The organism is Krasilnikovia sp. MM14-A1259 (assembly GCF_047159535.1).
Taxonomy (GTDB): Bacteria; Actinomycetota; Actinomycetes; order Mycobacteriales; family Micromonosporaceae; genus Actinoplanes.
This window is the reverse complement of record NZ_BAAGAJ010000002.1, coordinates 4,521,315-4,534,369: the sequence shown is the minus strand read 5'-3', so window position 1 is coordinate 4,534,369 and position 13,055 is coordinate 4,521,315. Positions and strand designations below refer to the sequence as shown.

Genomic DNA, 13,055 nt, shown 5'->3' with positions numbered 1-13,055 from the left:
CGCTCCCGTGGAGACGCCGGCCGCGGTGCCAAGCTGTTGCCCATGGGCGAACTTCAGCACGTTGACGCGGTCGTCGTCGGCCTCGGCGTCGGGGGCGAGGAGGTCGCGGGCCGGCTGGCCGAGGCCGGCCTGTCCGTGGTCGGGATCGAGCACACCCTGGTCGGCGGCGAGTGCCCCTACTGGGGCTGCATCCCGACGAAGATGATGATCCGCGCGGGCAACGCCCTCGCCGAGGCACGTCGCATCCCTGGCCTGGCCGGCACCGCAGACGTGAAACCGGACTGGGCGCCGGTCGCCCGCCGGATCCGCGCCGAGGCCACGGACTCCTGGGACGACAAGGTTGCGGTCGACCGCTTCACCGGCAAAGGCGGCCGGTTCGTGCGGGGCCGGGCCACGATCGTCGGTCCCGGCCGCGTCCGCGTCGACGCACACGAGTACGCCGCCGCGCGCGCCGTGGTCATCGCGACGGGTACGGCGGCGGTCGTGCCACCGATCGACGGCTTGGCGGGTACGCCGTTCTGGACAAACCGCGAGGCCGTCGAGGCCGAGCGCCTGCCCGGGAGCTTGCTGGTGCTCGGTGGTGGCGCGATCGGCCTCGAACTGGCTCAGGTCATGGCCCGGTTCGGCGTGGCCGTCACGATCATCGAGGGCAGCGAACGGGTCCTCGCGATGGAGGAGCCCGAGTCCTCCGCGCTGGTGGCGGAGGTGCTGGCCCGCGAGGGGGTGAGCATCCGTGCCGGAGTGCGCGCCGGACATGTCGCTCATTCGGTCGGGGGTTTCGCCGTGACATTGACCGACGGGCAGACGGTCACCGGCGAGCAGTTGCTGGTCGCCACCGGCCGCACGGCCCGTCTAGCCGACCTGGGGATCGACTCCGTCGGCCTGGACCCCACCGCACGCAGCCTGAAGACCGATGAGCGCATGCGGGCCGCCGACAAGGTCTGGGCGGTCGGCGACGTCACCGGAAACGGCGCCTTCACCCACATGGCCATGTACGAGGCCGACGTGGCGGTTCGCGACATCCTCGGACAAGGCGGTCCCGGCGCCGACTACCGGGCACGCCCCCGGGTGACGTTCACCGACCCCGAGATCGGTGCGGTGGGCCTGACGGAGAGCCAGGCCCGCGACGCCGGCATCGACGTACGGGTCGGTCACGCGTCCCTGCCGTCGTCGTCGCGGGGGTTCATCCATGGGCCAGGAAACGACGGCTTCATCAAACTCGTCGTCGACGGCGCACGGGACGTGCTGGTCGGCGCCACCTCCGCCGGCCCGGCCGGCGGTGAGGTGCTCGGAGCGCTTGCGGTGGGCGTGCACGCACAAGTGCCGATCGGGACACTGCGCAGCACGATCTGGGCCTACCCGACGTTCCACCGGGCCATCGGCGACGCGGTGCGTTCCTTGGGCTGAATCCCATGCTGAGCTGCGGATTCGACGGACGGAGGGGGGCCGATTTGGAGCCCCGGATACGACCGGGTAATGTTCTCTCTCGGCAGGGGAACGGACGAGCCAGCGGTTAAGACCGCGGCGGCCGGCCTGCCAAGCCCAACGACTTGAGTGTGTAGTAGTGCTGCGCGCTTTGGTAGATGGGCGTACCGGGTCAGACAGGACCTAACCGGGAGAATCCGGTTGACAGGGACTGAAAGAGCCGGTAAAGTTGAACGAGTGCCCCGAGGTTGGGCCTCCGGTTGGGGGTCTGGTTTTGGTGTGTGGTTGTTCTTTGAGAACTCAACAGGGTGTTTGATAAGCCAGTGCCAATTGTGATTGTTATGTCCCTGGCCAATCTTTGTGGTTGGTGGGGTTCCTTTGGCAACATTTGTTTGTTGCCGGGATGATTTCTTCAAGTTTTTGTTGGAGAGTTTGATCCTGGCTCAGGACGAACGCTGGCGGCGTGCTTAACACATGCAAGTCGAGCGGAAAGGCCCTTTCGGGGGTACTCGAGCGGCGAACGGGTGAGTAACACGTGAGTAACCTGCCCCATGCTTTGGGATAACCCCGGGAAACCGGGGCTAATACCGAATATGACTTCCGGCCGCATGGTTGGGGGTGGAAAGTTTTTCGGCGTGGGATGGGCTCGCGGCCTATCAGCTTGTTGGTGGGGTGATGGCCTACCAAGGCGACGACGGGTAGCCGGCCTGAGAGGGCGACCGGCCACACTGGGACTGAGACACGGCCCAGACTCCTACGGGAGGCAGCAGTGGGGAATATTGCACAATGGGCGGAAGCCTGATGCAGCGACGCCGCGTGAGGGATGACGGCCTTCGGGTTGTAAACCTCTTTCAGCACCGACGAAGCGAGAGTGACGGTAGGTGCAGAAGAAGCGCCGGCCAACTACGTGCCAGCAGCCGCGGTAAGACGTAGGGCGCGAGCGTTGTCCGGATTTATTGGGCGTAAAGAGCTCGTAGGCGGCTTGTCGCGTCGACTGTGAAAACCCGCGGCTCAACTGCGGGCCTGCAGCCGATACGGGCAGGCTAGAGTTCGGTAGGGGAGACTGGAATTCCTGGTGTAGCGGTGAAATGCGCAGATATCAGGAGGAACACCGGTGGCGAAGGCGGGTCTCTGGGCCGATACTGACGCTGAGGAGCGAAAGCGTGGGGAGCGAACAGGATTAGATACCCTGGTAGTCCACGCTGTAAACGTTGGGCGCTAGGTGTGGGGAGCCTCTCCGGTTCTCTGTGCCGCAGCTAACGCATTAAGCGCCCCGCCTGGGGAGTACGGCCGCAAGGCTAAAACTCAAAGGAATTGACGGGGGCCCGCACAAGCGGCGGAGCATGCGGATTAATTCGATGCAACGCGAAGAACCTTACCTGGGTTTGACATCACTCGAAAACTCGCAGAGATGCGGGGTCCTTCGGGGCGGGTGACAGGTGGTGCATGGCTGTCGTCAGCTCGTGTCGTGAGATGTTGGGTTAAGTCCCGCAACGAGCGCAACCCTCGTTCGATGTTGCCAGCGCGTTATGGCGGGGACTCATCGAAGACTGCCGGGGTCAACTCGGAGGAAGGTGGGGATGACGTCAAGTCATCATGCCCCTTATGTCCAGGGCTTCACGCATGCTACAATGGCCGGTACAAAGGGTTGCGATGCCGTGAGGTGGAGCGAATCCCAAAAAGCCGGTCTCAGTTCGGATCGGGGTCTGCAACTCGACCCCGTGAAGTCGGAGTCGCTAGTAATCGCAGATCAGCAACGCTGCGGTGAATACGTTCCCGGGCCTTGTACACACCGCCCGTCACGTCACGAAAGTCGGCAACACCCGAAGCCGGTGGCCTAACCCCTTGTGGGAGGGAGCCGTCGAAGGTGGGGCTGGCGATTGGGACGAAGTCGTAACAAGGTAGCCGTACCGGAAGGTGCGGCTGGATCACCTCCTTTCTAAGGAGCAACTAGACACTGAAAGGTGTCCAGTGGCCCGCGGTCTGCGAATGCCGGACCGGGGTGCTCGATGGCGGAGACACTGGCTAGTCGGGTTCCGGCAACGGCCGGCCCTTCCTAGTACGCATCCCGTTCGCGGGGTGGGGGAACGGGTGGGCGGGTGCGGCTGGATCTGGCGGTGAACACCCTGTTGGGTCCTGAAAGAACAACCAGGCCCGGTACCGCGTGAGACGTGGTTCGGGCACCCCGGCCGGGAGGCTGGTGGGTCGGCCGGGAGGCCGGGGGTTGTTGTTTCAGTGCCAGGCACGACCTGGCCCTCCATACCATTTCAGCGGATCAGCCCTGTGGGGTTGGTGTGTTGGGGGTTTGGTGGGGGGCGTTGTGGGTTGTGGGTTGGTTGTTGGTTGAGAATTGCACAGTGGACGCGAGCATCTTGTTTTCTGTGGTTAAGTTGTCAAGGGCGAACGGTGGATGCCTTGGCACCAGGAGCCGATGAAGGACGTGGGAGGCCGCGATAGGCCTGGGGGAGCTGTCAACCTAGCTGTGATCCCAGGGTGTCCGAATGGGGAAACCTGGCACGAGTCATGTCGTGTCACCATCATCTGAATTCATAGGGTGGTGGGGGGAACGCGGGGAAGTGAAACATCTCAGTACCCGTAGGAAGAGAAAACAACAGTGATTCCGTGAGTAGTGGCGAGCGAAAGCGGATGTAGCCTAAACCGGTGGCGTGTGATACCTGTCAGGGGTTGCGTTGCCGGGGTTGTGGGATTCGTGGGGGAGATCTGACAGTCTCCCGGAGAGTTACAAAGTCGTGGGTTAGTCGAACGACGTGGGAAAGTCGGCCGTAGACGGTGAGAGCCCGGTAGACGAAAATCTTCGACCTCTTTGGCGAGTGTCCCGAGTAGCGGCGGACCCCTGTAATCTGCCGTGAATCTGCCAGGACCACCTGGTAAGGCTGAATACTTCCTGGTGACCGATAGCGGACTAGTACCGTGAGGGAATGGTGAAAAGTACCCCGGGAGGGGAGTGAAATAGTACCTGAAACCGTTCGCCTACAATCCGTCAGAGCCTTTCGGGGTGATGGCGTGCCTTTTGAAGAATGAGCCTGCGAGTTAGTGGCATGTGGCGAGGTTAACCCGGGTGGGGTAGCCGTAGCGAAAGCGAGTCTGAATAGGGCGTTGAGTCGCGTGTCCTAGACCCGAAGCGGGGTGATCTAGCCATGGGCAGGTTGAAGCGTGGGTAAGACTGCGTGGAGGACCGAACCCACCAACGTTGAAAAGTTGGGGGATGACCTGTGGTTAGGGGTGAAAGGCCAATCAAACTCCGTGATAGCTGGTTCTCCCCGAAATGCATTTAGGTGCAGCGTCGCGTGTTTCTTGCCGGAGGTAGAGCACTGGATGGTCTAGGGGGCCTACAAGCTTACCGAAATCAGCCAAACTCCGAATGCCGGTAAGTGAGAGCGCGGCAGTGAGACTGCGGGGGATAAGCTTCGTAGTCGAGAGGGAAACAGCCCAGATCACCAGCTAAGGCCCCTAAGCGTGTGCTAAGTGGAAAAGGATGTGGGGTCGCATAGACAACCAGGAGGTTGGCTTAGAAGCAGCCACCCTTTAAAGAGTGCGTAATAGCTCACTGGTCAAGTGGTTCCGCGCCGACAATGTAGCGGGGCTCAAGCACACCGCCGAAGCTGTGGCACTCACACATGAACTTCGCGGAAGGACTTGATCCTTTCGTGCAGGTGTGTGGGTGGGTAGGGGAGCGTCGTATGGCGGGTGAAGCGCCGGGGTGACCCAGGTGTGGACGCCATACGAGTGAGAATGCAGGCATGAGTAGCGAATGAAGGGTGAGAAACCCTTCCGCCGGATGACCAAGGGTTCCAGGGCCAGGCTAATCCGCCCTGGGTGAGTCGGGGCCTAAGGCGAGGCCGAGAGGCGTAGTCGATGGATAACGGGTTGATATTCCCGTACCCGCGTAGGAGCGCCAGCGATGAACCTCACTGTGCTAACCACCCGATCCTGCTGATCCCTTCGGGGTGAGGTGGGGGAGGCTGGGATCCTGGTGGGTAGTAGTTGAGCGATGGGGTGACGCAGGAAGGTAGCTGATCCCGGCCGGTGGTTGTGCCGGGGTAAGCGTGTAGGCCGTGCCATAGGCAAATCCGTGGCACATGTGGCTGAGACGTGATGCCGAGCCGATTCAGGTGAAGTCAGTGATCCTATGCTGCCGAGAAAAGCCTCTAGCGATGTTCCGAGCGGCCCGTACCCCAAACCGACACAGGTGGTCAGGTAGAGAATACCGAGGCGACGGGCGAACTGTGGTTAAGGAACTCGGCAAATTGCCCCCGTAACTTAGGGAGAAGGGGGGCCGGACGCGTGAAGCCCCTTGCGGGTGGAGCGTGGTATGGCCGCAGAGAGCAGGGGGAAGCGACTGTTTACTAAAAACACAGGTCCATGCCAAGTCGTAAGACGATGTATATGGACTGACGCCTGCCCGGTGCTGGAACGTTAAGGGGACCTGTTAGCTCTTCGGGGCGAAGCGGAGAACTTAAGCGCCAGTAAACGGCGGTGGTAACTATAACCATCCTAAGGTAGCGAAATTCCTTGTCGGGTAAGTTCCGACCTGCACGAATGGCGTAACGACTTCCCCACTGTCTCAACCACAGGCCCGGCGAAATTGCAGTACGAGTAAAGATGCTCGTTACGCGCGGCAGGACGGAAAGACCCCGGGACCTTTACTATAGCTTGACATTGGTATCCGAATGCAATTGTGTAGGATAGGTGGGAGCCGGTGAAGCTCGGACGCCAGTTCGGGTGGAGGCAATCTTGAAATACCACTCTGTTGGATTTGGGTATCTAACTTGCGGCCCTGATCGGGTCGAGGGACAGTGTCTGGTGGGTAGTTTAACTGGGGCGGTTGCCTCCTAAAAGGTAACGGAGGCGCCCAAAGGTTCCCTCAGCCTGGTTGGCAATCAGGTGTTGAGTGTAAGTGCACAAGGGAGCTTGACTGTGAGACTGACAGGTCGAGCAGGGACGAAAGTCGGGACTAGTGATCCGGCACTTGCGTGTGGAAGCGGTGTCGCTCAACGGATAAAAGGTACCCCGGGGATAACAGGCTGATCTTCCCCAAGAGTCCATATCGACGGGATGGTTTGGCACCTCGATGTCGGCTCGTCGCATCCTGGGGCTGTAGCAGGTCCCAAGGGTTGGGCTGTTCGCCCATTAAAGCGGTACGCGAGCTGGGTTTAGAACGTCGTGAGACAGTTCGGTCCCTATCCGCCGTGCGCGTTGGATACTTGAGAAGGGCTGTCCCTAGTACGAGAGGACCGGGACGGACGAACCTCTGGTGTGCCAGTTGTCCCGCCAGGGGCACGGCTGGTTAGCTACGTTCGGAAGGGATAACCGCTGAAAGCATCTAAGCGGGAAGCCTGCTTCGAGATGAGGTATCCCACCACCTTCGAGTGGGTAAGGCCCCCAGCTAGACGACTGGGTTGATAGGCCGGAGATGTAAGCCAGGTAACTGGTTCAGTCGACCGGTACTAATAGGCCGAGGGCTTAACCACAACCATAAATTTGGTGCTCAACGCGTCCACTGTGTGATCTCTCAGCAAACAACCACCCCCCCAACACCACCACCACAACATGGTGGCAAACGGTGCAGGGGAAACAATGGTGTGGTTGGCTGGCACATTGTGCCGGTGGTCATAGCGGAGGGGAAACGCCCGGTCTCATTCCGAACCCGGAAGCTAAGCCCTCCAGCGCCGATGGTACTGCACCCGGGAGGGTGTGGGAGAGTAGGACGCCGCCGGACTCAAACCACAAGTGAGGGCCGTCCCGAACCCGGGACGGCCCTCACTGCTATGCCCAGCCACCCCCACCACCACAAAACGTCCTCCCCGGACGGCAACACCACGCAGGCAACACACCGCGCAACGGAAAACCGCTGCCCCCGGCACACCAGCCCCCAGAACGGCAAACGCTGCCCTCGGCCGAAGACCAGCACCGGAAACGCAGCCGGCTACGCCGCAGTGGAACCCAACCGCTGCAACGGCACACCCGCCGCCGCCAGCTGCCCCCCGACCGCCGCCGAGCAGTTCTCCATCGACACGATGACGTGATGATCCTCAGCGAGATCACACAAGGCGGCGAGAGTCCCGAGGTTGATGGCGTCCATCGCGGGTACGTCGCCCAGGTCAAGGACGAGACGCACAGGCCTCACCCTGCGGACCGCGTACACGAGGATCTGGCGAAATGCTACGGCGCTGTCGAAGTCCATCGCGCCGTGCGGCTGCACGACGAGACTGCCATCCGCGCCCGCCTGAACATCGACCGAAGTGTTTTCCACCGGTCTGCCTTCCGTCACCGCGCGTTTTGCCGGGCGGCAAGCCTATGACGACTCTTCGCGCACGTCGATAGCCGAAAGGGTGAAATACGTACAGGCGCAGACACCGTGGCCTGCGCCTGTACGTGATGGATCAGCCCCGGGTTGCCTCGTCGACGGCCTTGCGTACCGTCTGGGCATCGGCGGGGGTGCCGACCGGGTCGGGGAACGTGCCGTACGGCGTCACGTAGACCGGGGTGTCACGCTGGGTGCGCCAGTTCTCCGCGAGCGGTCCGACGTCGACCGTGTCGTACCCGATGCTGTCGAGGAAATCCGTGACGGTGCGCTTGGCGCCTTCGTCGTCGCCCGCGATCGGCAGCGCCGTACGGTCGGCGGAGCCGGCGGGGCGGCTCAGGCTCGCCAGGTGCCTGAAGAAGATGTTGTTGAAGCCCTTGACCACGTGCGCGTCGGCGAGGTGGTGTTGAAGGAGCTCGCCGGTCGTCGTCGAGCCGTCCTCCAGCTCCGGGATGGTGCCGTCGCGGTCCGGGTAGTAGTTGTTGGTGTCGATGACCACCTTTCCCGCCAGCGGCGCAGCGGGCACGTCACGGTAGGCCTTGAGGGGAACCGTGACGATGACAATGTCGCCGGCGGTGGCCGCCTCGGTGGGGGTGCCTGCGCGGGCCCGCGCGCCGAGCTCGGAGACCAGGTCCTGCAGCGTTTCCGGGCCGCGGGAATTGCTCAGGACCACGTCGTGTCCGGCGGCGACCGCCAGCCGCGCCACGGTCGAGCCGATGTTCCCGCTGCCGATGAGTCCGATTGTCGTCATGTCTGCGCGAACCTCATTGCCGTGCAGCGGATTCCTCGTCGGGCCGCGTCGTGACCGGCGGCACAATCCCTACCGGGGAACGCCTTCCGGTCGGTGACGTCCGGAATGGGTGGTGGCACGGAGCCGCCACCCTCGCCGGGACTGCCACGTCGCCGGGTCTTGCCTCGTCGCGGTTGCCCTGGCCACCCGCACCGGCGTCGACGGCGAACGGCACTTCGGCGATCGATCATGCAGGGCCAGGCCTTGGTCCGCGGCGACATGGCCGCCCTGGTGTTCACGCTCTTGCTGGGCAAGATCTGCCTAGGCCGGACAAGGAGAGGCCGACTGCCGGCCGGTCAGGCGCCGAATCCGGCGGTGAGGAAGAGGCCGAAGCAGAGTGGCGCCAGCACGCAGGTCGCTGCCAGCGCCTGCACCAGTACGGTGGTGCCGCGGGTGGTGAGGACGACCAGCGTGATCCCGAGTGCTGCCTCGATCGCGGCGGTGACCGGGGCGTCCGGACGCTGCGCGCGGCCGGTGTGCCAGAGCAGCAGTGCCTCGGCGAGCAGCACCGCTCCTGGCATGGCCGCCGCGATGCCCCGCCATCGCGCTCCGGGCCGAGCGCTGAGCGGTCCGGCCGCCCCGAAAGTCGCCCCCGCGAGAAGGCCGAACACCATCCAGAGCAGGGTTGAGGGGGCCCACATCACTGCGGGACTGTCGTGGAGCAGCACGGTCGCGGAAGCGTAGTACGCCTGGACGGCCACGATCAGCAGAATTGCCCCGGCGGCTGCCGCTCGCACCGGTCCGATGCGCAGCAGTCGTGCGGCGGTGAACGCGGCCACCGCCCACACGGCGCTGGAGTTTGCGAGATTCGCCCAGGGATAGGGCAGGTTTCGCTGCAACAGCAGGTCGACAAGACCCAGCAGTACCCCGCCGCCGGCCGCGGCCACCCACCACAACCGGCACCGAACTTGGGCGGTCTCGACCATGGAATCCGTCACGGCGTCGAGCTTGGCAGGGGTGCCCGGCCGGCACATCCCGCCGAGGGCAGATTCACGGTGATGACCTCGGCCGTGCGGCAGAGTCGGCGCGGCTCCACCGTTCTCGATGGGCGCCCGTGCTGGGGCGTTGCTGGCGGTTGCGATCGCGGGCAGCCGGGAGGGACGTGACGCGGGTGTGTACGGCGTTCAGTCGGATTGGTCGGTGTGGCGAGCTCGGCGTGCGTCGTGGTGCCGGGCGGCGCGGGCGTGGGCGGCGGAGAGCAGTTCTGCCACGCGGGCGCTGGTGCGGGGGCCCGGGTTGAGGACGGACACCCAGCCGGCCGTGGCGTACACGGGGTGGGGAATCAGCTGGTCGAGCGCGGAGTAGTCCCAGTCGTCGGCGTGGGTCGGATGCTCGGCGGGCGGGTAGCCGACGGTTTCCGTGAACAGGTCGCGGCCGGGGTCGAGGTTGAGGCGTACGACGCTGGGGCGGTGCAGCTGGGAGGCGGTGTCGAAGCCGGGGTAGTCGTTGATGACGAGCGTGGCGAACGGCATGCGTCGATCGGCGGGTGTGTCGTCGTTCGGGTCGTAGAAGAAGAACGAGTCGCCCCATGCCATCTCCGGTGCTCCGTTGTCGGCGCCGGCGCGGACGACGGTTACACCGGGCAACCTGGCGATCATGGCGATGAGGGGTTTCTCGACCTCGCTCTCACCGGACTGCCCGGCCGTCGGGCCGTGCGCGTGGTCACCGGTCATGGCGCCCACCCTATCGCCGTGGCCGGGCACGGCGGGACGAACCGGGACGGGGCCCGGTCGCGCCCGGCTCGGCTTCGTTGCGGCGGAGGTCAGGCCGGCAGGGTTCGCCAGCCGTCGTAGTCGTGCACCGCGATGCCGTTGAACGCGAGCGATGTGCGGGTGGCCGCGTCGACCCGGGCCAGCGCGTTGCCGAGAGCAGTCGCCCCCTCTTCGGCGAACGTGCAGTACGTACAGTCCGGCAGCGGGCGGGTCTCCGCGCCCAGCCGGACCCGCTTGCCTGCTGCTGCACCGCGCGCCAGCCAGTCGCGGCTCAGGGCGTAGATCGAGTTGCGGCCGGTGCCGGTGTCCCGGTAGCTCATCACGGTGACCGCGGTGACCCGGCGCAGCGTCTCGGTGGCGAGGTTCTTGCCGGCCACGGTGATGGTGCCGTACCAGAACGGCACGTCGGCTTCGACGGGCAGCGGCGAGGCGGCGTTGCGCATCCGCTGGAGCAGGGTCAGGTAGGCGGTGGCGGTGGCGGTGCGGTTGGTGGTCCAGCCGGGGAGCAGGTACGGCTCGACGTCTACGTGCAGCGCGGCGAACAGCCGGGTTGCCGCGGCCGCCTTCTGCCAGGCGAGGGCTGCGGCGTGGTCGGTGGTCCACGTGTGGTCGCCGCCGAGCGCGCTGAGCCGGATGCGGGCGACGTCGGCCTGCCGCTTCAGCTCCCGCAACCGGGGCAGCGAGCCGTCGGTGGCGACCGTGGGGGTGACGTACGCGAAGATCTCTGTCACGTGGTGGCGTGCCGCCCAGGCCACGACGTTCGCGGGGTCGGTGGGGTGCCACAGCCACATGGCCCGGGTGCCGGGCGGGGCGGGTGCGCTGCCGGCCTGCGCGTGTATGCCGGAGGCCGTCAGCAGACCGGCGGCCAGCAGCGACACGAGCAGCATTCGTGAGCCTCGGGTCACCGAACCGCCTCCTTGCCCGCCTCGACCCGGCCTTCCGTGGCCGTGGTGCAGCGCAGGGCAAAGAATCGGCCGGTGTCTTCGCCAACTGAGGTGTTGCGGGCTCCGGTGTGAACGGGCGGGACGCGGCGTGCTGTGGGGCAGGACACGGGCGGCAGCCGTCAGGACGCGGGCACGAAAACCGATCGGACCGGTTGATCGGACTTTTCCCCCAGCCGACGAGAGACGTGCCATGCGCAGAGTTGTTCGTACCCTGACCATGAACCGGCTGCTGACCAGCCTGCCGATTCGCCGTTCGCTGCGGCTCGGATTCGCCGTGGTCGTGGCGCTGCTGGTGCTGCCCGGGCTCGCGTCCGCGGTCAGTCTGGCGCAGGCGACCGGGCGCATCGGGTCGCTCGCCGACGCGTCCATGCCGGGCGAGCAGATCGTCGGTCGCATTGACGGGCTGATGAACAAGTACCGCAAGGAGCAGTGGGAGTATCTGGCGCTGCCCGCGGGCGACAAGGATCTCGCCGACACCCTGTCCTCCATGCAGGAGGAGGACGCGGACATGAAGGGCCTGTTCGCGGACTACCGGAAGTTGCCTGTCGACGCCGCGAACCTCAAGGCGCTGGCCGCGTTCGAGGGGCATTGGAACGCGTACGTGCGGGCGACCGCCGGGGAGACCGGGCTGGCCGACAAGGGTGACAAGGCGGGGGCGCGGGCGGCGTTCGACGACGGCGACGGTGGCGACCTGTGGGACTCGCTCAAGTCCGACCTGAAGTCGTGGCGTGCCACGGCCACCAAGGTGGCCACGGCGGACCGCGACGCGGCCCGGGTTTCCGCGATCGTGGCGTTCGGGTTGTTCGGGGTGCTGCTGGCGATTGCCGCGGGGGCGGCGTTCGTGGTCTGGCGGACGCTGTCGCGGCGGATCGCCGACGGGCTGGACACGTTGACCGAGGCGGCGGAGGGCATCGCCCGCGGTGACCTGGCGCAGCGGGTGGAGACGTCGGCGGACGACGAGATCGCGGCGGTGGCCGCAGCGTTCGACCGGATGGTGGAGTACCTGACGGGGATGGCCGACGTGTCGCAGCGGATGGCCGAGGGCCAGTTGGCGGTCAACGCGCGGCCGAAGTCGGAGCAGGACCGGCTGGGGCACGCGTTCGCGGCGATGGTGGCGAACCTGAACGATTCGATCGGCCAGGTGCACCTGGCCGTGGGGGCGCTGGACGAGGCGTCGCAGGATCTGACCGAGGTGTCGGATGGCGTTCGTGGCGCGTCGGGCGAGGTGGTCGACAACGCCGGCAAGCAGGTGACGCTGGTCCGCGAGGCGCAGCACGCGGCCGAGCAGACCGTTGACCTGGTCAGCGGCGGCATGGACACGGTGCAGCAGCTGGCCCGGGTGATGCGGGAGCTGGACAGCAAGTCGACGGAGATCGGCGGCATCGTCGAGGCGATCACGCGGATCGCCGCGCAGACCAACCTGCTGGCGCTCAACGCGTCGATCGAGGCGGCCCGTGCCGGTGTGCACGGTTCCGGGTTCGCGGTGGTGGCCGGTGAGGTGCGGGCGCTGGCCGAGGAGAGCGGTACGTCGGCGCAGTCCATTGCGGACCTGGTTGCTGACATCCAGCGGACCAGCGGTGACGCGGTGCGGATGGTGGACGAGCACGCCCGCGGTGCGTTCGAGCGGATCGCCAGCGGTACGTCGTCGCTGCGGGCCGCGCTGGACGAGGTGGGCGCGTTCGCCTCCGCCAATGTGCACTCCACCGAGCGGATGGCGGCGGCGACCGCGGCGACGGCCAGTTCCGTACGGCAGCTCGGGGCTACCGCCGATCAGTTGCGTGGGGTGGCCGGCCGGTTCACCGTGCAGCAGTAAGGGTGCCGCGATTCCCGTCCTGAGCTGGGATTTCGTGGTGGTGCGG

At 65.4% G+C, this 13,055-nt stretch carries 7 protein-coding genes and 3 rRNA genes; 5 read left to right on the top strand and 5 right to left on the bottom strand.

Annotated features, from left to right (window positions below):
• Positions 1–42 precede the first annotated feature (42 nt).
• From ACMCNK_RS20525 to rrf, 4 genes are all read left to right on the top strand, one after another.
• Positions 43–1,407 (top strand): dihydrolipoyl dehydrogenase family protein, encoded by a 1,365-nt coding sequence (locus ACMCNK_RS20525; RefSeq protein ID WP_412738012.1) that lies wholly within the window; start codon positions 43–45, stop codon positions 1,405–1,407.
• Between the two features lie 438 nt (positions 1,408–1,845).
• Positions 1,846–3,364, top strand: a 16S ribosomal RNA gene (locus ACMCNK_RS20520).
• Between the two features lie 444 nt (positions 3,365–3,808).
• Positions 3,809–6,917: ribosomal RNA gene (locus ACMCNK_RS20515) — 23S ribosomal RNA — on the top strand.
• Between the two features lie 131 nt (positions 6,918–7,048).
• Positions 7,049–7,165: ribosomal RNA gene (gene rrf, locus ACMCNK_RS20510) — 5S ribosomal RNA — on the top strand.
• The 16S, 23S and 5S rRNA genes sit together here, the layout of an rRNA operon.
• A gap of 207 nt (positions 7,166–7,372) precedes the next feature.
• Here the strand turns inward: rrf and ACMCNK_RS20505 are convergent.
• From ACMCNK_RS20505 to ACMCNK_RS20485, 5 genes are all read right to left on the bottom strand, one after another.
• Positions 7,373–7,699, bottom strand: coding sequence for an STAS domain-containing protein (locus tag ACMCNK_RS20505; RefSeq protein WP_412740931.1), 327 nt, complete (start codon positions 7,697–7,699; stop codon positions 7,373–7,375).
• A gap of 130 nt (positions 7,700–7,829) precedes the next feature.
• Complete coding sequence (locus ACMCNK_RS20500) at positions 7,830–8,501, bottom strand: NADPH-dependent F420 reductase (RefSeq protein ID WP_412738011.1); 672 nt, start codon at positions 8,499–8,501, stop codon at positions 7,830–7,832.
• A 335-nt stretch (positions 8,502–8,836) separates the two neighbouring features.
• The gene (locus ACMCNK_RS20495; protein WP_412738010.1) at positions 8,837–9,478 is read right to left on the bottom strand and encodes a DUF6518 family protein; all 642 of its coding nucleotides are present in this window, start codon (positions 9,476–9,478) and stop codon (positions 8,837–8,839) included.
• Positions 9,479–9,664: 186 nt separating this feature from the next.
• On the bottom strand, positions 9,665–10,213 hold the full coding sequence (locus ACMCNK_RS20490; RefSeq protein ID WP_412738009.1) for a DUF6194 family protein: 549 nt from the start codon (positions 10,211–10,213) through the stop codon (positions 9,665–9,667).
• 89 nt (positions 10,214–10,302) lie between these two features.
• On the bottom strand, positions 10,303–11,157 hold the full coding sequence (locus tag ACMCNK_RS20485; protein WP_412738008.1) for a hypothetical protein: 855 nt from the start codon (positions 11,155–11,157) through the stop codon (positions 10,303–10,305).
• 256 nt (positions 11,158–11,413) lie between these two features.
• Between ACMCNK_RS20485 and ACMCNK_RS20480 the strand changes: the two genes are divergently transcribed.
• Complete coding sequence (locus ACMCNK_RS20480; RefSeq protein ID WP_412738007.1) at positions 11,414–13,009, top strand: methyl-accepting chemotaxis protein; 1,596 nt, start codon at positions 11,414–11,416, stop codon at positions 13,007–13,009.
• Positions 13,010–13,055: the final 46 nt, after the last annotated feature.